Below are 20021 nucleotides of genomic sequence, written 5' to 3'. Positions count from 1 at the left end.
GGCCCGGCGCCGGTCTGGCTCAGATCAGCGCCGCCAGGTCCGGCCAGTGGTGGCGCAGCAGCGCGGCCTCGTCGCCGTCGGGCTGCATGAAGGCGAAATCGTCGAAGTCGAAGCCCGGTCCGACGGTGCAGCTCACCAGCGTGTAGTCGGGTCCCGCCGGCCCGACGATCGGCCGCGCCGCCTGCCACTGGCCGGCCGGCACGGTGTGCTGGGGCCGGGTGCCGTGGACGTCGACCGGGCCGAGCCGCAGGTGGGCGGGCGGCGTGCGCAGCGCCGCGTCGCTGGTCCACAGTGCCAGTGGCGCGCCTTCGAGATGGATCCAGACCTCGTCGGACTGCACCCGGTGCCAGCGCGAATGCTGGTCGGCTTCGAGCAGGAAGTAGATGGTGGTCAGCGCATCACGCGCCGCCCGGCCGTCGGCCGGCAGCACCTGCGCCGCCGAGCGGAACATCTCGCGGTACCAGCCGCCCTCGGGGTGGGGCTGCAGCTGCAGGGTCTCGATCAGTTGGCGGGCACGCATAAGTCGCTCATTGTGGCGCGCGCAGCGCCGACAGCAGCTTGTCGTGCACGCCGCCGAAGCCGCCGTTGCTCATGCAGACGATGTGGTCTCCGGGTTGCGCCGCCGCCGCGACTTGCGCGACCAGCGGCTCGATGGCATTCGCCACCCGGGCCCGCGCGCCCATCGGTGCCAGGGCCGCGCCCGCATCCCAGTCGAGGCCGCCGCTGTGGCAGAACGACAGCTCGGCGGCCTCCAGGCTCCAGGGCAGCTGGGCCGCCATGGTGCCGAGCTTCATCGTGTTGCTGCGGGGCTCGAACACCGCGAGGATGCGGTCCTGGCCGCGCCCGGCGGCATCGAGCTTCTGGCGCAGGCCGTCGAGCGTGGTGCGGATCGCGGTCGGATGGTGGGCGAAGTCGTCGTAGACCGTGATCGACCCCGTGGCGCGCTCCACGCTGCCGCGCAGTTCCATGCGCCGCCGCACGTTCCGGAAGCTCGCCAGCGCCGCGGCGGCCTCTGCCGGTGCGACGCCGACATGCTCGGCGGCGACGATCGCCGCCAGCCCGTTCATCTGGTTGTGCAGACCCGACAGCGCCCATTCGACCCGCCCGACCCGCTCGCCGCCGCGCAGCACGTCGAAGGCGTCGTGCGGGCCCGCGGCCTGCCATTCGCCGCCGGCGCCGAAGCGCGCGAGCTCGCTCCAGCAGCCCTGGGCCAGCACCCGCTGCAGGCTGTCCTCGGTGGCGTTGACCACCACCCGCCCCTGGCCCGGGACCGTGCGCACCAGATGGTGGAATTGCCGCTCGATCGCCGCCAGGTCGTCGAAGATGTCGGCGTGGTCGAACTCCAGGTTGTTCAGGATCGCGGTGCGGGGGCGGTAGTGGACGAACTTGCTGCGCTTGTCGAAGAACGCTGTGTCGTATTCGTCCGCTTCTATGACGAAGGGGGCCGCCGCATCGGCGCCCAGCCGGGCCGAGACGCCGAAGTCGAGCGGCACGCCGCCGACCAGGAAGCCTGGCGCCCGGCCGGCGCGCTCGAGGATCCAGGCCAGCATCGAGGTGGTGGTGGTCTTGCCGTGGGTGCCGGCGACCGCCATCACGTGGCGTCCCTGCAGCACCTGCTCGGCCAGCCACTGGGGGCCGCTGGTGTAGGGCGCGCCGGCGTCGAGGATGGCCTCCATCAGCGGGAACTTGGGGCTGCCATCCGCCAGCCGGGCGCGGGAGACCACGTTGCCGACCACGAAGACGTCCGGCCTGAGCGCCAGCTGGTCGGCGCCGAAACCCTCGATCAGCTCGATGCCGAGCGAGCGCAATTGGTCGCTCATCGGCGGATAGACGCCGGCGTCGCAGCCGGTCACCCGGTGGCCGGCTTCGCGCGCAAGTGCCGCCACCCCTCCCATGAAGGTGCCGCAGATGCCGAGAATGTGAATGTGCATCAGTCGATTCTAGGGATGCGCAAGGGCCATCCGCATGCAAGCCGCGCAGTCCGGGCAAAATGGACCGATGGACACGTCGAAGCAGGAAATTGCCGCCACCGCGGCCCGCCTCGTGGTCGAGGAGGGGCTCGAATACGGACCCGCCAAGCGCCGGGCGGTGCGCGATCTCGGGTTGCCCGCGCGCACCGCGCTGCCGAACAACGACGAAGTCGAGGCCGAGGTCCGCGACTACATCCAGCTCTACTGCGCCGACACCCAGCCGCAGGAACTGCATGCGCTGCGCCTGCTGGCGCTCGAATGGATGGAGCGCATGGCGCAGTTCCGTCCGCATGTCGGCGGCGCCGTCTGGCACGGCACCGCGACGCGGCTGTCGGACATCTATATCCAGCTGTTCTGCGACGACTCCAAGTCGGCCGAGATCGCGTTGATCGATCATCACGTCGACTACGAGCCGCGGATGGTCACCGGCTTCCACGGCGAGCAGGTCGAGGCGCTCAGCGTGCATGCCGCCAGCCGCGCGCTGGGCGAGGAGATCGGCGTCCACCTGCTGGTCTACGACCTGGACGACCTGCGCGGGGCGCTGAAGCCCGACACCCAGGGCAGGGTGCCGCGCGGCAACCTGGCGGCGCTGCGGCGGCTGATGGAAAAAGAAAAGGACAACGGATGACTTCGAGCCCGACGCGCCGAGGCTGGCTCTATGGGGGCGTGGCGCTGGTCGCCGCGGCCGCCGGGGCCGGCGGCGCCTGGTGGACCCAGCGCCGTGGCGCGGGCGGCGGCGAGAGGCTCGACGCGGCTTTCTGGGCCCAGCGTTTCGAGCGGCCCGAGGGCGGCGAGGTGGTGTTCGACAGTCTCCGCGGCAAGCCGCTGGTGGTTAATTTCTGGGCCACCTGGTGCCCGCCCTGCGTCGAGGAAATGCCAATGATCGACGCCTTCTTTCGCGAAAATGCCGCCAACGGCTGGCAAGTGGTCGGCTTGGCCATCGACCAGCCCAGTGCGGTACGCAAGTTCCTCGCCAAGACGCCGGTCAGCTACCCGATCGGACTGGCTGGGCTGCAGGGCACCGAACTGGTCAAGCAGATGGGCAACACGGCGGGCGGCCTGCCGTTCACCCTCGTGATCGATGCCGGCGGTTCGATCGCGGCGCGTAAAATGGGAAAGCTCGACGCCGGCGACCTTCAGGCATGGCGACGGGCCTAGTTCGCGGCTAGAATCCAGCCCCTACAAATCCGGTAGTTGGCGTTGAAACGCCGAAATAACCGGATCTTCAGGCGAGTTAAATTCAAATGACCGGCAAAGCCGGCGCTGGAGTCCCATGGATCTACGCAAGCTCAAGACACTGATCGACCTGGTGTCCGAATCCAACATTTCCGAACTGGAAATCACCGAAGCCGAAGGCAAGGTCCGCATCGTCAAGGGTGGCGTCGCCGCGCCGGTCCAATACGTCCAGACGCTGTCCGCGCCGGCCGCGACCGGCGCCCAGCCGGCCGCTGGCGCCCCGGCGGCCGCTGCGCCCGCCGCCGCGCCGGCCGTGGCCGCCGCCACCGGCCACGCGATCAAGTCGCCCATGGTCGGCACCTTCTATCGCTCCTCGAGCCCGGGGGCTCCGGCCTTCGTCGAGATCGGCAGCCAGGTCAAGGAAGGCGACACGGTCTGCATCATCGAGGCGATGAAGATCCTGAACGAGATCGAGGCCGACAAGTCCGGCACCGTGACCCAGATCCTCGGCGAGAACGGCCAGGCCGTCGAATACGGCCAGCCGCTGTTCATCATCGAGTGAGCATGTTCAAGAAGATATTGGTCGCCAACCGCGGCGAGATTGCGCTGCGAATCCAGCGCGCCTGCAGCGAACTCGGCATCAAGGCGGTGATGGTCTATTCCGAAGCCGATCGCGATGCCAAGTACGTCAAGCTGGCCGAGGAAGCGGTATGCATCGGCCCAGCGCCGTCGTCGCAGAGCTACCTGAACATGCCCGCCATCATCTCGGCGGCCGAAGTGACCGACTCGGAGGCGATCCATCCGGGCTACGGCTTCCTGAGCGAGAACGCCAACTTCGCCGAGCGGGTGGAGCAGAGCGGGTTCCAGTTCATCGGCCCGTCGCCCGAATCGATCCGCATCATGGGCGACAAGGTGTCGGCCAAGCAGGCCATGATCAAGGCCGGCGTGCCCTGCGTGCCGGGCTCCGAGGGCGAGCTCTCCGACGACGCCGCCACCAACAAGCGCATCGCCCGGGCGATCGGCTACCCGGTCATCATCAAGGCCGCGGGCGGCGGCGGCGGGCGCGGCATGCGGGTGGTGCACACCGAGGCGGCGCTGGTCAACGCGATCCAGATGACCAAGGCGGAGGCCGGCGCGGCCTTCAACAATCCGGCCGTCTACATGGAGAAGTTCCTCCAGGACCCGCGCCACATCGAGATCCAGATCCTCGCCGACAAGCACAAGAACGCGGTCTACCTCGGCGAGCGCGACTGCTCCATGCAGCGCCGCCACCAGAAGGTGATCGAGGAATCGCCGGCGCCGGGCATCCCGCGCAAGCTGATCGAGAAGATCGGCGAGCGCTGCGCGGCGGCCTGCAAGAAGATCGGCTACCGCGGTGCCGGCACCTTCGAGTTCCTGTATGAGAACGGCGAGTTCTACTTCATCGAGATGAACACCCGCGTGCAGGTGGAGCATCCGGTGACCGAGTTCACCACCGGCATCGACATCGTGAAGACGCAGATCATGGTGGCGGCGGGCGAAAAGCTGCCGTTCACCCAGCGCCAGATCGAGGTCCGCGGCCATGCGATCGAGTGCCGCATCAACGCCGAGGACCCCTACAAGTTCACGCCCTCGCCGGGCCGCATCACGATGTGGCACCCGCCGGGCGGGCCGGGCGTGCGCGTCGACTCGCACGTCTACACCAACTACTTCGTGCCGCCGAACTACGACTCGATGATCGGCAAGATCATCGTCTACGGCGATACCCGCGAGCAGGCCATGGCGCGCATGCGCACGGCGCTCAACGAGACCGTGATCGAGGGCATCCAGACCAACATCGCGCTGCACCGCGAGCTGATGGTGGACGCCAAGTTCATGGGTGGCGGCACCAACATCCACTATCTCGAAGAGTGGCTCGCTGCGCACAAGCGCTGAGCGGGCGAATCAGCCATGTTCGAACTCCGCCTGCTGGCGCCTGAAGACCTGGTCGAGACCGTCAGCGACGCGCTCGACGCGCTTGATGCGCTCAGCGTGTCGGTCGAGGATGCCGACGCGCAGACCGACGCCGAGCAGGCCCTGTTCGGCGAGCCCGGCATGCCGCCGCAGAAGGATGGCTGGCAGCGGTCGCGCGTGATCGCGCTGTTCGCGACCGAGGCCCTGGCGCGCGAAGCAGCGGCGCTGCTCGAGGCGCAGGACTTCTTCGCCGAGTGCCGCCTGCTGGGCCTGGCCGAGGTGCCCGAGCAGGATTGGGTGCGGCTGACGCAGTCGCAGTTCGCGCCGGTCGAGATCACCCCCGAGTTCTGGATCGTGCCGACCTGGCACGAGCCGCCGGCGCAGGCGCGCCAGGTGATCCGGCTCGATCCCGGGCTGGCCTTCGGCACCGGCACGCATCCGACCACGCGCATGTGCCTGCGCTGGATCGCCACGCGCGGCGGCCTGACCGGCCAGCGCGTGCTCGACTACGGCTGCGGTTCGGGCATTCTCGCGATCGGCGCGGCGAAACACGGTGCCACCGACATCGACGCGGTTGACATCGACCCGGCCGCGGTCGAGTCGACCGGCCTCAATGCCGACGCCAACGGCGTTCGGCTCAAGGCCGGCCTGCCGGATGCATCGGCCGGCCGCTACGACGTCGTGCTGGCGAACATCCTTGCGACACCGCTCAAGGTGCTGGCCCCGCTGCTCTGCGCGCATGTCGCGCCGGGCGGCGCGCTGGTGCTGGCCGGCATCCTCGAGCGCCAGGCCGACGAGCTGAAGGCCGCCTATGCGCCCTACGCGGCGCTGGAGGTCAGCGACAGCGAGGACGGCTGGATCCTGATGACCGCAAGGCTGTAGAACGCCGAGGCTGTTGCCTCTGGCAACAATACAATCGGCGCCACATGAGCCTGGTCACCCGCTGCCCCGCGTGCGACACCACTTTCAAGGTGGTGAGGGACCAGCTTCGCATCTCGGACGGCTGGGTTCGCTGCGGACGCTGCAGCCAGGTGTTCGACGCCACCATCGACCTGCAGGAAACACCGCCGGCCTCCTCCAGCCCCGCGGTCGCGGCGCCGGAGCCGGCGCCTGAGCCGAGCGAGCCGCCGCCGCACACCGAGTCGGAGCCGCCGGCGGCCACCGCAGCCGAAACGGCCGACACTCCTGCGGAAGCGATCGCCGAGACCGACTTCTTCGACGACGAACAGGCGTCGGGCCCGGTACCGCTGGCCCCCGCTGGTGCTTTCCTTGCTGCGAGCCCCATGTCGTGGCCCGATGCGGATTCGCTGCTGCTCGGCGATCAGGGTCGCACGGCCGTGCGGCCTCCCGTGCCGCCGCCGCTGGCCTTCCCGGACATCGACCTCACACTGCCGTCGCGTCCTGCCCCTTCGGCCAGCGCGGACACGCCGCAGGAGGCCGACGACAGCGGCCACATGCAACTCGAGAAGGCGCTGCGCCGCGCCCGCATCAAGTCGGCCAAGATCGCCCGCGCGAAAGCCAAGGAGCAGGCCGCTGCCGTGGCCGAGGTCGCGCCGGTGGTGCAGGCCGCGAGCGAGCCCGAGCCGGCAGCGGGCAGTGCCGCAGCGGGCAGTGCCGATGCGGCATCGGCTGCAGCGCCTCACGCCGAGCCGATGCCCGCCTTCCTGGGCATCGACGAGGCCCCGACGGGCTGGCGGCGACCCGCGGTGCGGCGTTCGCTGATCGCTGCCGCCGTGCTGGCCGCTCTGCTGCTGCTGGCCCAGGTCCTGCATCAGGAGCGCGACCTGATCGCAGCCCGCCAGCCCGCCTTGCGGCCGCTGCTGGACGGCCTGTGCCGGGTCACCGGCTGCACGCTGACCGCCCTGCGGCAGATCAACGACATCAAGATCGACGGCGCCTCGTTCGCGCGCGACAAGGAGGGCGACGGTTTCCACCTCGGCTTCACGGTGCGCAACAGCGCGACCCTGCCGCTGGCGATGCCCGCGGTCGAGTTGTCGCTGCTCGATACCCAGGAGCGGGCCGTGGTGCGGCGCGTGCTCATGCCTTCCGATTTCGGCGCGCCGGCGGTGCTGCCGGCGCACGCCGAGCGCTCGGCCTCGCTGGCCCTGCGCCTCAGCGGCGACGAGGCGGCTTCGATGCCGCCGGTCGCCGGCTTTCGTCTCGAGGCGCTCTATCCCTGAGCGCCACCGGCTTTCAGCTTTTTCAATCCAACCAGTGGCTCTTCCATGGCAGCAGTGATTTGCGGTTCTCTCGCGTTCGACACCATCATGACTTTCGAAGGGCGGTTCGCGGACCAGATCCTGCCGGACCAGTTGCACATCCTCAACGTGTCCTTCCTGGTGCCGGGCTTGCGGCGGGACTTCGGCGGCTGCGCCGGCAACATCGCCTACAGCCTGAACGCCCTCGGCGGCACCGCGCTGCCGATGGCGACGGTCGGCAGCGACGGCGCCGACTACATCGAGCGCCTGCGCACGCTGGGCATCAGCACCGAGTTCGTGCGCCAGGTCGGCGACACGTTCACGGCCCAGGCCATGATCATGAACGACCGTGACAACAACCAGATCACGGCCTTCCATCCGGGCGCGATGCAACAGGCGCACATCACGAAGGTGGCCGCGCGCGACGACATCAAGCTCGGCATCGTCGCGCCCGACGGCCGCGACGCCATGCTTCAGCACGCCGAGCAGTTCAAGGCGGCCGGCATCCCGTTCGTCTTCGATCCGGGCCAGGGCCTGCCGATGTTCGACGGCAAGGAACTGGCGCATTTCGTCGACCTGGCGAGTTGGGTGGTGGTCAACGACTACGAGGGCAAGATGCTGTCGCAGCGGACCGGCTGGAGCCTGGCGGAGATCTCGAAGCGGGTCGAAGGCCTGGTCGTGACGCTGGCGGCCGAGGGCTGCGAGGTGTGGACGAACGGCGAGCGCGAGCATGTGCCGGCCGTGACGCCCGCGGCGGTGGTCGAGCCGACCGGCTGCGGCGACGCCTGGCGCGGCGCCTTGCTGTTCGGACTCGAACAGGGCTGGGCGCTGGCGCGCTGCGCTGCCTTGGGCAACCACCTGGGGGCGCTCAAGATCGCCCAGCGCGGCCCGCAGAACTACCAGGTCGACCGCAAGGCGCTGGGCCTCTGACCCCATGAAAAAAGCCCGACACCTTTCGGTGTCGGGCTTGTGCCTTCAAGGCCGCTGAAAGACTCAGGGCTTGCTGGCCGTCGGGAACGGCCAGGCAGCCTGCGGGTTCAGCGTGGTCTGTGCAGCAGGAGCAGGCGCTACGGCAGCCTTGGCGGGAGCCTTCGCAGCCTTCTTGGCAGCGGGCTTCTTCGCGGCTTTCTTGGCAGCGGGCTTTTTCGCCGCAGCCTTCTTCGCCGGGGCCTTCTTGGCAGGCGCCTTTTTCGCAGCGGCCTTCTTCGCCGGGGCCTTCTTGGCTGCTGCCTTCTTGGCAGGGGCCTTCTTCGCCGGGGCCTTCTTGGCCGCTACCTTCTTGGCGGGGGCCTTCTTGGCAGGCGCCTTCTTGGCGGCGACCTTCTTGGCCGCTACCTTCTTTGCCGGAGCCTTCTTGGCCGCGACCTTCTTTGCCGGCGCCTTCTTGGCTACGACCTTCTTGGCGGGAGCCTTCTTTGCCGGAGCCTTCTTTGCAGCGGCTTTCTTAGCCGGCGCTTTCTTTGCAGTTGCCATTTCTATTTCTCCTTGATCAAGTTGAAAAAATCAACCTTTTGAAGCACTCCACGCATGTTGGTCAGCGTGAAGCGATTCATGGCGTTGGAACGGATTCCAGCACCATGAACACCGTCGCCCTCAGCAATGCCGCACTCTCCGGTGCAGTGTGTTGCTGAAGGCTATTTCTGAATGCACTTTGTTCTTGTCGGAAAGTCTCAGTCCCAGGAGAGCGCACCGCCCGATTGATACTCGATCACGCGGGTTTCGAAGAAGTTGCGCTCCTTCTTGAGGTCAATCATTTCGCTCATCCAGGGGAAGGGGTTTTCTTCGTTCGGGAAAAGCGTTTCGAGGCCGATCTGCTGCGCGCGCCGGTTGGCGATGTAGCGCAGATAGCCCTTGAACATGGAGGCGTTCATGCCGAGCACGCCACGCGGCATGGTGTCTTCGGCGTACTTGTACTCGAGCTCGACGGCCTTCATGAAGAGGGCCTTGATCTCGGCCTTGAACTCGGCCGTCCAGAGCTGCGGGTTCTCGAGCTTGAGCTGGTTGATCAGGTCGATGCCGAAATTGCAGTGCATCGACTCGTCGCGCAGGATGTACTGGTACTGCTCGGCGGCGCCGGTCATCTTGTTCTGGCGGCCCAGCGCGAGGATCTGCGTGAAGCCGACGTAGAAGAACAGGCCTTCCATGAGGCAGGCGAAGACGATCAGCGACTTCAGCAGGGTCTGGTCGGTCTCGTGGGTGCCGGTCTTGAAGTTCGGGTCGCTGATGGCGTCGATGAACGGGATCAGGAACTGGTCCTTCTCGCGGATCGACGGCACTTCGTTGTAGGCGTTGAAGATCTCGCTCTCGTCCAGGCCCAGCGATTCGACGATGTACTGGTAGGCGTGCGTGTGGATCGCTTCCTCGAAGGCCTGGCGCAGCAGGAACTGGCGGCATTCGGGCGCCGTGATGTGGCGGTAGGTGCCCAGCACGATGTTGTTGGCGGCCAGCGAGTCGGCGGTCACGAAGAAGCCGAGGTTGCGCTTGACGATGCGGCGCTCGTCCTCGGTCAGGCCGTTGGGGTCTTTCCAGAGCGCGATGTCGCGCGTCATGTTCACTTCCTGCGGCATCCAGTGGTTGGCGCAGGTGGCGAGGTACTTTTCCCAGGCCCACTTGTACTTGAACGGCACCAGCTGGTTGACGTCGGTCTGGCCGTTGATGATGCGCTTGTCGGCGGCCTTGACGCGGTGCGCGGCCGGCGCGACGGGCACTGCCGTTTGCGCGGGGCGCAGCGCTGCGCCGTCATCGAGCGTGCGCGCAGCGGAAGAAACTTGGGGAGCAATTTGCGAAGTCGGGAACTCCGACGAGCGGGCGACTGGCGCGCCGCTGTTCGATGGGTGCCGCAATCCTTGAGGCAGATCCTTTGGCAAGGAGGGCTTGACTTCTTCGTCCCAGGTCAACATAGAAAAATCCAATGCTCAAATTATGTGAGCAACGATGTGAGTTGCAAAGTGCTCCTCACATCGCGCTTCAATTATGTGGTCGTTATGTTGTTCGCATGCATCGCAATTTGTCAGTCGATGCCGCGAACCACGACAACTTCAGGCCGACATCACTGGCAGGCTTCGCAGGTCGGATCGTCGACGCCGCAGAACGCGATGTCGGTGGCGGGCATCGCGCTGAGTTGCGCTTGCGCTGCGCGCGCTGCCGCTTCGAGTGCGCTCATGCCCGATGAAGCATCGCCGCTGCCCGACGACACGGCGTTGAGGCGACCCGATTGCACGGTCGACTTCTCGGCGTGCGTCGCGCTCTGCGTGCGCAGGTAGTAGGTGGTCTTGAGACCGCGCAGCCAGGCCAGCTTGTAGGTGTCGTCGAGCTTCTTGCCCGATGCGCCGGCCATGTAGATGTTGAGCGACTGCGCCTGGTCGATCCACTTCTGGCGCCGTGCCGCGGCCTCGACGAGCCAGGTGGTCTCGACCTCGAAGGCGGTGGCGTAGAGCGCCTTGACGTCTTGCGGCACGCGGTCGATCGGGCGCAGCGAGCCGTCGAAGTGCTTCAGGTCCATCACCATCACGTCGTCCCACAGGCCCAGGCGCTTGAGGTCGCGCACCAGGTAGTGGTTGATGACCGTGAATTCGCCCGACAGGTTGGACTTGACCGACAGGTTGCCGAAGCAGGGTTCGATCGAGGCGTCGACGCCGATGATGTTCGAGATGGTGGCGGTCGGCGCGATGGCGACGCAGTTGGAGTTGCGCATGCCGTCGGTCTTGATCTTCTGGCGCAGCGCGTCCCAGTCGAGCGTCGACGAGCGGTCGACCTCGACGTAGCCGCCGCGGGCCTTCTCGAGCAGGTCGAGGGTGTCGGGCGGCAGCACGCCCTTGTCCCACAGCGAGCCCTTGTAGCTCGAGTACTTGCCGCGTTCGCGCGCCAGCTCGGTCGAGGCCCAGTAGGCGTGGTAGCAGATCGCTTCCATGGATTCGTCGGCGAACTGCACGGCGTCCTGCGAGGCGTAGGGGATGCGCAGCTCATAGAGCGCGTCCTGGAAGCCCATCAGGCCGAGGCCGACCGGGCGGTGGCGCAGGTTGGAGTCGCGCGCCTTCTTGACCGCGTAGTAATTGATGTCGATCACGTTGTCGAGCATCCGCATCGCGGTGGAGATGGTGCGCTGGAGCTTGGCCTGGTCGACCTTGCCGTCCTTCAGGTGCTGCAGCAGGTTGACCGAGCCGAGGTTGCAGACCGCGGTTTCGGTGTCGCTGGTGTTGAGCGTGATCTCGGTGCAGAGGTTCGACGAATGGACCACGCCGGCGTGCTGCTGCGGCGAGCGCACGTTGCAGGCGTCCTTGAAGGTGATCCAGGGATGGCCGGTCTCGAACAGCATCGTGAGCATCTTGCGCCAGAGGTCCGACGCCTGCAGCGTGCGGCTCGGCGTGATCTCGCCGCGGGCGGCCTTTTCTTCGTAGGCGACGTAGGCGGTCTCGAAGTCGAGGCCGAACTTGTCGTGCAGGTCGGGCACGTTCGACGGCGAGAACAGGGTCCAGCTGCCCTTTTCCATGACGCGGCGCATGAACAGGTCGGGGATCCAGTTGGCCGTGTTCATGTCGTGCGTGCGGCGGCGGTCGTCGCCGGTGTTCTTGCGCAGTTCGAGGAATTCCTCGATGTCGAGGTGCCACGTTTCGAGATAGGTGCAGACCGCGCCCTTGCGTTTGCCGCCCTGGTTGACCGCCACCGCGGTGTCGTTGACCACCTTGAGGAAGGGCACGACGCCCTGCGATTCGCCGTTGGTGCCCTTGATGTGGCTGCCGAGGGCGCGCACGCGGGTCCAGTCGTTGCCGAGGCCGCCGGCGAACTTCGACAGCAACGCGTTTTCCTTGATGGATTCGTAGATGCCGTCCAGGTCGTCGGGCACGGTGGTCAGGTAGCAGCTCGACAGCTGCGAGCGCAGGGTGCCGCTGTTGAACAGGGTCGGGGTGCTCGACATGAAGTCGAACGAGGACATCACCTCGTAGAACTCGATGGCGCGGGCTTCGCGGTCGATCTCGTTGAGCGACAGGCCCATCGCGACGCGCATGAAGAAGGCTTGCGGCAGCTCGATGCGCGACTTGCGCACGTGCAGGAAGTAGCGGTCGTACAGGGTCTGCAGGCCGAGGTAGTCGAACTGCAGGTCGCGCTCGGGCTTGAGCGCCGCGCCCAGTCGGGCCAGGTCGAACTGCAGCAGCTTCTCGTCGAGCAGCTCGTTGTCGACGCCCTTCTTGATGAAGTGCGGGAAGTAGTCGGCGTAGGCCTGGGCCCGTTCGGCCAGCGGCACTTCGCGGCCGATCACTTCCTTGAAGATCGTGTGCAGCAGCAGGCGGGCGGTGGCGAAGGTGTAGTCGGGGTCTTTCTCGATCAGCGTGCGGGCGGCCAGGATCGAGGCCTTGTAGACCTCGTCGAGCGGCACGCCGTCATACAGGTTGCGCATGGTCTCGGCCACGATCGGGCCGGCCGTGATGCTGTCGCCGAGGTCGGTGCAGGCGGATTCGATCAGGCCCTTGAGCTCGTTGAGGTCGAGCGCGACGCGCTCGCCACGGTCCAGCACGTGCAGCGTGGAGACCGCGATCGGGGCTTCCTGCTCGCCCTGCTTGCTGCGCTCCTGGGAGCGGCGCTCGCGGTACAGCACGTAGGCGCGTGCGATTTCGTGGTGGCCGCCGCGCATCAGGCCGAGCTCGACCTGGTCCTGCACGTCTTCGATGTGGAAGGTGCCGCCGCCGGGACGCGAGCGCACCATCGCGCGCACCACGGCCTGGGTCAGGCTGTCGACCGTCTCGCGCACGCTGGCCGATGCCGCGCCCTGGGTGCCGTGCACGGCGAGGAAGGCCTTCATCATCGCGATCGCGATCTTGTTGGGCTCGAAGGGCACCACCGCGCCGTTGCGGCGGATGATCTGGTAGTGGGCCAGCGCGTTGCCGGCCGGTGAGCCGGCGACATCGCGCTGCTGGAGCGGCGTCGAGGAAGCGGAATGGGAGGCGGAGGGGGTGTTCAGGGCAGTTTGCATGCGAAACCTCGGTTGGCAATTCTTGTTGGGGCGGCGGTGCCAGGGCGGCCATGGGTTTGGGCGTCGGGCGCCGGGCAGGACACACTATATCTAGGGTCCCATGGGTCTACAACCCACTAGATGTAGTGTTTTCCATAAATGTTAAAAAATGTTTTTAGGTGCATGGCGAGGCTGGAATGCGCTTGTGCCCCGTGTCCGTTGATCGACGTTAGCGCAGCCCCCGTCCGACGGGCGTTGCGGCCGTTTTTGGGCTTGGAAACCGCATGGTTGCTGCACTTGGGCCGCTCTGGGCAAGCCGTCGTGCGGACGCATCGCGAGCCGTCCGGCGATTGAAAAAAACTAGCGGCCGATGGTGTCCGGGGGAAACATCGCGCCGTCCCAGCCGAGCTGCTCGCGCAGCAGGCGCCAGTCGAAGCCGGCGCCCGGGTCTTCCTTGCGGCCGGGTGCGATGTGCTGGTGGCCGGCGATGAAGCGGATCGGGTGGCGCTGCGCAATCGCCGGGCAGAGGCTGGCCAGGGTCTCGTACTGGGCACTCTCGAAGGGCCCGCCCTCGATGCCTTCGAGCTCGATGCCGATCGAATCGTCGTTGCAGTTGGCGCGGCCGCGCCAGGACGACGCACCGGCATGCCAGGCGCGGTCGTCGCAGCTCACGAACTGCCAGAGCTCGCCATTGCGCCGCACATAGAAGTGCGCGGAGACCTCGAGGCCGCGGATGCTGCCGAAGTAGGGATGCGCGTCCCAGTCGAGGCGATTGGTGAACAGCTGCTGGACCTGGTCGCCGCCGTACTGCCCCGGCGGCAGGCTGATCGAATGCAGCACGATCAGGTCGATGTCGGCGCCGGCCGGCCGCGGTCCGAAGTTGGGCGAGCGCAGCGGGCGCGCGAAGCGATACCAGCCATCGCGCCAGAGACCGGGCTCATTCATCGGCGCCGTCGCCGTTCGGAGTCGCGATGCCCAGCCGCGCGATCCGATAGCGGATCTGTCGCAGGCTCAGGCCCAGCCGGGCCGCCGCGGCGGTGCGGTTGAAGCCGGTTTCCTGCAGCGCGCGGATCAGGATCTCGCGCTCCTGCTGGTCGAGGTAGCCCTGCAGGTCGTTCGGCACCTCGGCGGCGCCGCCCTTCGGGGGCGATGCGATGGCGGCCGCGGACGGGGCGGCGGCGGCGTAGGCCGGCGCGGCCGGCTCGCGCAGCGGCAGCTCGCTCGGCTGCAAGGTGCTGTCGACGAAGTCGAGGTGCAGCATGTCGCCGTCGCTCAAGGCCACGGCCCGGTGCAGCAGGTTCTCGAGTTCGCGCACGTTGCCGTGCAGCGGATGCTCGGCGAGCAGCTGCAGCACCTCGGCCGACAAGGTCGGCACCGGCATGCCGGCATCGCGCGCGATCCGCGCCAGCAGGGCCTTGCACAGCGCCGGCAGGTCGCCGCGACGCTCGCGCAGCGCGGGCACCGCGATCTCGATCACGTTGAGGCGGTAGAACAGGTCTTGCCGGAACCGGCTGGCCTGGACCTCGGACTGCAGGTCCTTGTGGGTGGCGCTCACGATGCGGACGTCGACCGCGTCCTCCTGGGTCGAGCCGATCGGCCGCACGCTGCGTTCCTGGATCGCGCGCAGCAGCTTGGACTGCATGGCCAGCGGCAGGTCGCCGATCTCGTCGAGGAACAGCGTGCCGCCGCGCGCAGCCTGGAAATAGCCATCGCGGTCTTGTGCGGAGCCCGTGTAGGAGCCCTTACGGGCGCCGAAGAACTCGGCTTCGAGCAGGTTCTCGGGAATGGCGCCGCAGTTGACCGCGACGAAGGGACCGTCGCTGCGCTGGCTGCAGGCATGGACGGCGCGGGCGACCAGTTCCTTGCCGGTGCCGGATTCGCCGCGCACGAGTACCGGCGCCATGCCGCGCGCCACCTTGGCGATGCGGGCCTTGACGATGCGCATCGGCTCGGAGTCGCCGACCAGCCGCTCGAGTGCGGCGGCGCCGCCGCTGCCGACCGCGCTGGCGATCTTGGCGCCGTCGTCGACCCGGTCGTCGACCGGCCGGGCCGCCCGCGCCCCGGCCAGCTGCGCGGTGGCCTGCACCGCGGAAGCCACCACGGCACGGAACTGCTTCAGGTCGACCGGCTTGGTGAGGTAGTCGAAGGCGCCGGCCTTGAGGGCCTCGACCGCGTTCTCGGCCGAGCCGTAGGCGGTCATGACGACGCAGCGCTCGCCGCGCTGGTCTTGCTGGATGCGCTGCAGGATCTCCATGCCGAGCCCGTCGGGCAGCCGCATGTCGGTGATCACGGCGTCGAAGCGGCCGGCGTCCAGGTGCTGGGAAGCCTCGGCCACGCTGCCGGCGGCTTCGACCCGGTAGCCCTCGCGCAGCAGCGTGAGTTCATAGAGCGTGCGCAGGTCGGGTTCGTCGTCGACGACCAGGATCTGGGCGGGGCGCGGCGTGGACGGATGGAGGGTGCTCACGCGGCTATTGTGTCAGCCGGGTCTCGGCGTCGGCAAACGAAACGAAGAACTCGTTGCCTTCGGGCCCGGCCGCCGACAGTGCGCGGCGCTCGTAGCCGATGGTGGCGCCGTGCCGCTCGCACAGCTCGCGGCACAGGAACAGGCCCAGGCCGCTCGAGCGGCTCTCGGACGAAAAGAAAGGTTCGAAGAGATGCCGCTGCACCGCCGGTTCGAGCGGCGCGCCGTCGCTCCAGATCTGCAGCGTGGCCCGGCCGGCGGGGTTGAGCCGGGTCGCCACCTGGATCGAGCCGTCGCGGTCGCCGGCGTAGCGCGCCGCGTTGTCGAGCAGGTTCACGAGGATGCGGCGCAGGTGCTCGATGTCGAAGCGGACGTCGCGACCCGGCGCGTCGAGCACCAGCAGCACGCCCTGCCGCTGCGAATGCAGCACCCATTCCTCGGCCAGCGTGCGCACGGTGGCATCGAGCGCCACCTGCTCGCCCAGCGGCAGCACGCGCTGCTGCCGGGCCCGGGCGACGTCGAGCACGTCGTCGACGATGCGCGACAGGCGCTGGGCGTTCTGCTGCACCATGGTGGTCAGCTGGCGGTGCGCCGGGTCGACCAGGTCCTCGGCCAGCAGGGCGCTGGCCTGGGTGATCGCGGCCAGTGGATTGCGGATCTCGTGCGCCACGGCGGCCGACATGCGGCCCATGGCGGCCAGCTTCTCGGTCCGGATGCGGGCCTCGAGCTCGCGCAGGTCCTGCAGGAACATCACGCACAGGCTTTCCGAGTTCGGGTCCGGCGAGCGGGTCAGCCGGGTGCGCACCCGCACCTCGCGCGCCGCGCCCTGGGCCTGGGCGACCGGGATCTCCTTCGACTGCGGGCTGCGCCGGGCAAAGGTCTGGCGCGCCAGCGCGGCCAGCGCGACCCAGGCCGGGTGGGCGTCGAGCTTGAACGGCAGCTCCATCTGGGCCAGGCCCTGGCCCAGGATCGCATCGGCGGCAGGGTTGGCGGCATGGACCTGGCCCTCCGAATCGAGCACCAGCACGCCCTCGCTGAGGGTCTCGATCACCAGGTCGTTGACCAGCGCGTGCATCTGCGCCGCGCTGCGGTTGCGCTGGGCCAGCGCTTCCTCGCGCGTGAGCCGGCGGGCCATCTCGTGGGCGATCAGCGCGACCACGAACAGGCCGGTGCCGGTCAGCGCCGCCTGCACGAAGCGCGGCGAGGTGTCGCCCGGTTGCTCGAGCCAGTACCAGGTCGCGTGGCCCAGCAGCAGCAGGGTGGCGGCCGCGGTGGTGCCGAGACCGACGGCGCCGCTGCCCAGCACGGCCCCCATCAGCACGGGCAGCGCGAACAGCGGCGAATAATTGATGCCCCCGACCTGCAGCACCTGCAGCGCGGCGAAGACCACGAGGTCGATGCCGATGGTCGCGAGCCAGGTCCGGCCCAGGCTGCGGATCTGCTGCACCGGCGCATAGCGCGCGGCCAGCAAGGTGGCGACCAGATAGCCGGCGCACAGGGCGACGGTGGCCGATTGCGTCGCCTGTCCGAGCACGAAGGCCAGCGCCTGGAGCAGCAGCAGCACCATCGCCACGAAGCAGCGCGCGGCCACGAAGCCACGCCACAGGCGCTTCAGCGCGGTGCTCTGGCCGTTGAAGTGTTCGAGCGAACTCCAGTCGGTCGCCGGCTCGCCCCGGGCACGCAGGAGCGCGGTCATGGCAGGCGCGGCGCGGGGTGTTTCATCGGCTCGCTGCCTGGCGGTGGGCGACGCTGCAGAACACGGCGCCGTCGGGGCCGGCGATCGCGTCGGCGGCGGGCAGGTGGAGGCCGCAGTGCGCGCAGCGGACCATGGCCTGCGGCGCGCCGACGGCGGGGGGTTTTTGCGGCGGCGGGCGCGATTGCATCTCTTCGCGCCGGTTCTTGCGCCAGAGCCAGACCGCGATGAAGACCACCGCGAAGACGAGCAGGTATTTCATGAGGTGGCGCGAGAAAGAACGACTTCGAGCACGAAGCGCGAGCCCACGTAGGCCAGCAGCAGCAGCGCCGAGCCCGCGTAGAGCACCCGCCGCGCGGTGCGGCCGCGCCAGCCGAAGCGGGCGCGGCCGGTCAGGAGGATCGCGAACGTGAGCCAGGCCAGCACCGAGAAGACGGTCTTGTGGTCCCACTTCCAGCCGCGCACCGCGCCGCCGTACAGCGTCTCGCTGAACAGCAGGCCGGCCAGCAGCGTGGCCGACAACAGCACGAAGCCCGCGGTCACGAAGCGGAAGGTGAGCCGTTCCATCGTCAGCAGCGGGACGCCGCCCTGCGGTTCGGCCGCCAGCCGGATCTGCTTTTCGGCCCGCGTCATGAGCCAGGCGTGGACCACGGCGGCGCCGAACAGGCCGTAGGAAGCGATGCCCAGCGCCAGGTGCAGCGGCAGCCACGGCGAGGCCGAGACATGCAGCGGCGTGCCGGGCAACAGCACGGCCAGCATCACCGCGACCGCGCCCAGCACCGCCAGCGCGCGGCGCACCTTGAGCTGGGGATAGAGGCTGCTTTCGATGGCGTAGACCGTCAACACCAGCCAGGCCGTCACCGAAATCGCCGGCGCGAAGCCGAAGCGCGGCGTGCCGCCGGCCAGCCCGGTGGCCAGCGTCAGGCCGTGCAGCAGCCAGGCCAGCGCCAGCAGCCACTGGGTCGAGGAGCGGCTGAGGCGGGAGGCGGCGGCGGCGGTGACGCCATAGGCGGCGGCGGTGGCGATGCCCAGTGCCACGCCGAGCGGGGAGGGGATCGCTAAAATCATCGGCTGGAGTTTAGCTTCTCGCCTTCTGCGGAATGCCGCCGCTCCCGTCTTCATACCGGTCCCGTCCAGCGGGAAGCATCATGGCCAGCGCCCTCACAGAAAAATTCTCCCGCCTCGTCAAACAGGTCAGCGGCCAGGCCCGCATCACCGAAAGCAACGTCCAGGACATGCTGCGCGAGGTGCGCATGGCCCTGCTCGAGGCCGACGTCGCGCTGCCGGTGGTGCGCGACTTCGTCGCCCGCGTCAAGGAAAAGGCGCTCGGCCAGGAGGTGCTGGGCTCGCTGAAGCCGGGCCAGGCGCTGGTCGGCATCGTGAACCGCGAGCTCGCCGCCACCATGGGCGAGGGCGTGGCCGACATCAACCTCGCCGCCCAGCCGCCGGCCGTGATCCTGATGGCCGGCCTGCAGGGCGCCGGCAAGACCACCACCACCGCCAAGCTGGCCAAGCACCTGATCGAGAAACGCAAGAAGAAGGTGCTGACCGTGTCCGGCGACGTCTACCGGCCGGCCGCCATCGAGCAGCTCAAGACGGTGACGAAGCAGGCCGGCGCCGAATGGTTCCCGAGCACGCCCGACCAGAAGCCGCTCGACATCGCGCGTGCCGCGCTCGACCACGCCAAGCGGCACTTCTTCGACGTGCTGCTGGTCGACACCGCCGGCCGCCTCGCCATCGACGAGGTGCTGATGCAGGAAATCCAGCAGCTGCACGCGGCGCTGGACCCGGTCGAGACGCTGTTCGTGGTCGACGCGATGCAGGGCCAGGACGCGATCAACACCGCCAAGGCCTTCAAGGAAGCGCTGCCGCTGACCGGCATCATCCTGACCAAGACCGACGGCGACTCGCGCGGCGGGGCCGCGCTGTCGGTGCGGCAGGTCACCGGCGTGCCGATCAAGTTCGCCGGCGTCAGCGAGAAGATCGACGGCCTCGAGGTCTTCGATGCCGAGCGCCATGCCGGCCGCATCCTGGGCATGGGCGACATCGTCGCGCTGGTCGAGCAGGTCACGGCCGGGGTCGACGTGGCGGCGGCGCAGAAGCTGGCGGCCAAGGTCAAGAGCGGCGTCGGTTTCGACCTGAACGACTTCCTCGGCCAGCTGCAGCAGATGAAGCAGATGGGTGGGCTCTCGAGCATCATGGACAAGCTGCCCGCCCAGATGGCGGCCAAGGCCACCGAGGCCGACATGACCCGGGCCGAGCGCGACATCCGGCGCAAGGAAGGGATCATCAACAGCATGACGCCGCAGGAGCGGCGCAAGCCCGAACTGCTCAAGGCCACCCGCAAGCGCCGCATCGCCGCCGGCGCCGGGGTTCAGGTGCAGGAAGTGAACCGGCTGCTCAACGAGTTCGAGCAGATGCAGACCATGATGAAGAAGATGAAGGGTGGCGGCCTCATGAAGATGATGAAGCGCATGGGTGGCATGAAGGGCATGCCGCCGATGGGCGGGGGCGGGATGCCGCGCTTCTGAGTCCTTGGATCCGCGCAGGCGCCTTTTCTGGCGCACCCCTGGTCCGCTGGGGCGCGTGCCGAGGGCACCGGGTGGCCCCCTCCGCTCATGTCCCCCGGCCTGCGGCCTCCTCC

18 protein-coding genes are annotated in these 20021 nt (G+C 68.3%); 8 read left to right on the top strand and 10 right to left on the bottom strand.

The features are described from left to right. Window positions 1-19: 19 nt before the first annotated feature. Both QTI68_RS20120 and mpl read right to left on the bottom strand, forming a co-directional pair. Window positions 20-520 (bottom strand): cupin domain-containing protein, encoded by a 501-nt coding sequence (locus QTI68_RS20120; protein ID WP_286523830.1) that lies wholly within the window; start codon window positions 518-520, stop codon window positions 20-22. 7 nt (window positions 521-527) lie between these two features. After that, a complete protein-coding gene (mpl, locus tag QTI68_RS20115) occupies window positions 528-1931 on the bottom strand; it encodes a UDP-N-acetylmuramate:L-alanyl-gamma-D-glutamyl-meso-diaminopimelate ligase (RefSeq protein WP_286523828.1) in 1404 nt (467 codons plus the stop codon). Window positions 1932-1998: 67 nt separating this feature from the next. On the opposite strand from mpl, the gene QTI68_RS20110 reads away from it, so the two are divergent. From QTI68_RS20110 to QTI68_RS20080, 7 genes are all read left to right on the top strand, one after another. Further along, window positions 1999-2598: a hypothetical protein gene (locus QTI68_RS20110; protein WP_286504613.1), complete on the top strand. Its 600-nt coding sequence runs from the start codon at window positions 1999-2001 to the stop codon at window positions 2596-2598. After that, window positions 2595-3128, top strand: a complete 534-nt coding sequence (locus QTI68_RS20105) for a TlpA family protein disulfide reductase (protein WP_286523827.1) — start codon at window positions 2595-2597, stop codon at window positions 3126-3128. The genes QTI68_RS20110 and QTI68_RS20105 overlap by 4 nt, the downstream gene beginning before the upstream one ends. A 115-nt stretch (window positions 3129-3243) precedes the next feature. Beyond that, window positions 3244-3708, top strand: a complete 465-nt coding sequence (accB, locus tag QTI68_RS20100) for an acetyl-CoA carboxylase biotin carboxyl carrier protein (protein WP_286523826.1) — start codon at window positions 3244-3246, stop codon at window positions 3706-3708. Window positions 3709-3710: 2 nt separating this feature from the next. Beyond that, window positions 3711-5060 carry an acetyl-CoA carboxylase biotin carboxylase subunit gene (accC, locus tag QTI68_RS20095; RefSeq protein WP_286523824.1) on the top strand — a complete coding sequence of 450 codons (1350 nt, stop codon included), beginning with the start codon at window positions 3711-3713 and terminating at the stop codon, window positions 5058-5060. A gap of 15 nt (window positions 5061-5075) precedes the next feature. Beyond that, window positions 5076-5960 carry a 50S ribosomal protein L11 methyltransferase gene (gene prmA, locus QTI68_RS20090; protein WP_286523823.1) on the top strand — a complete coding sequence of 295 codons (885 nt, stop codon included), beginning with the start codon at window positions 5076-5078 and terminating at the stop codon, window positions 5958-5960. Between the two features lie 44 nt (window positions 5961-6004). After that, on the top strand, window positions 6005-7258 hold the full coding sequence (locus QTI68_RS20085) for a zinc-ribbon and DUF3426 domain-containing protein (protein WP_286523821.1): 1254 nt from the start codon (window positions 6005-6007) through the stop codon (window positions 7256-7258). 45 nt (window positions 7259-7303) lie between these two features. Then, window positions 7304-8206 (top strand): carbohydrate kinase family protein, encoded by a 903-nt coding sequence (locus QTI68_RS20080; protein ID WP_286523819.1) that lies wholly within the window; start codon window positions 7304-7306, stop codon window positions 8204-8206. Between the two features lie 63 nt (window positions 8207-8269). Here QTI68_RS20080 and QTI68_RS20075 read toward each other — a convergent pair whose 3' ends face one another. The 8 genes from QTI68_RS20075 to QTI68_RS20040 form a co-directional block, all read right to left on the bottom strand. After that, window positions 8270-8749, bottom strand: coding sequence for a histone H1-like DNA-binding protein (locus tag QTI68_RS20075; RefSeq protein WP_286523818.1), 480 nt, complete (start codon window positions 8747-8749; stop codon window positions 8270-8272). Between the two features lie 197 nt (window positions 8750-8946). Next, window positions 8947-10176, bottom strand: coding sequence for a ribonucleotide-diphosphate reductase subunit beta (locus tag QTI68_RS20070; RefSeq protein ID WP_286523817.1), 1230 nt, complete (start codon window positions 10174-10176; stop codon window positions 8947-8949). A gap of 149 nt (window positions 10177-10325) precedes the next feature. Beyond that, window positions 10326-13244, bottom strand: coding sequence for a ribonucleoside-diphosphate reductase subunit alpha (locus QTI68_RS20065; RefSeq protein ID WP_286523816.1), 2919 nt, complete (start codon window positions 13242-13244; stop codon window positions 10326-10328). Between the two features lie 339 nt (window positions 13245-13583). After that, window positions 13584-14168 carry a 1,6-anhydro-N-acetylmuramyl-L-alanine amidase AmpD gene (gene ampD / locus QTI68_RS20060; RefSeq protein ID WP_286523814.1) on the bottom strand — a complete coding sequence of 195 codons (585 nt, stop codon included), beginning with the start codon at window positions 14166-14168 and terminating at the stop codon, window positions 13584-13586. Continuing rightward, entirely contained in the window at window positions 14161-15687 is a 1527-nt protein-coding gene (locus QTI68_RS20055; RefSeq protein ID WP_286523813.1) for a sigma-54-dependent transcriptional regulator, read from the bottom strand. Before QTI68_RS20055 ends, ampD begins: the two co-directional genes overlap by 8 nt. A gap of 4 nt (window positions 15688-15691) precedes the next feature. Then, window positions 15692-17380: a two-component system sensor histidine kinase NtrB gene (locus QTI68_RS20050; RefSeq protein WP_286523812.1), complete on the bottom strand. Its 1689-nt coding sequence runs from the start codon at window positions 17378-17380 to the stop codon at window positions 15692-15694. A 22-nt stretch (window positions 17381-17402) separates the two neighbouring features. Next, on the bottom strand, window positions 17403-17639 hold the full coding sequence (locus QTI68_RS20045) for a PP0621 family protein (RefSeq protein ID WP_286523811.1): 237 nt from the start codon (window positions 17637-17639) through the stop codon (window positions 17403-17405). Continuing rightward, window positions 17636-18445 carry a cytochrome C assembly family protein gene (locus QTI68_RS20040; RefSeq protein WP_286523810.1) on the bottom strand — a complete coding sequence of 270 codons (810 nt, stop codon included), beginning with the start codon at window positions 18443-18445 and terminating at the stop codon, window positions 17636-17638. The genes QTI68_RS20045 and QTI68_RS20040 overlap by 4 nt, the downstream gene beginning before the upstream one ends. An 80-nt stretch (window positions 18446-18525) precedes the next feature. Between QTI68_RS20040 and ffh the strand changes: the two genes are divergently transcribed. Then, window positions 18526-19908, top strand: a complete 1383-nt coding sequence (gene ffh, locus QTI68_RS20035; RefSeq protein WP_286523809.1) for a signal recognition particle protein — start codon at window positions 18526-18528, stop codon at window positions 19906-19908. The last annotated feature ends 113 nt before the right edge of the window (window positions 19909-20021 follow it).

Origin of the sequence: Variovorax sp. J31P207, assembly GCF_030316965.1 — a bacterium.
GTDB classification, from domain to species: Bacteria; Pseudomonadota; Gammaproteobacteria; order Burkholderiales; family Burkholderiaceae_C; genus Variovorax; species Variovorax ginsengisoli_B.
The sequence above is the reverse complement of the archived record's forward strand: the minus strand, read 5'-3'. Positions and strand labels throughout refer to the sequence as shown.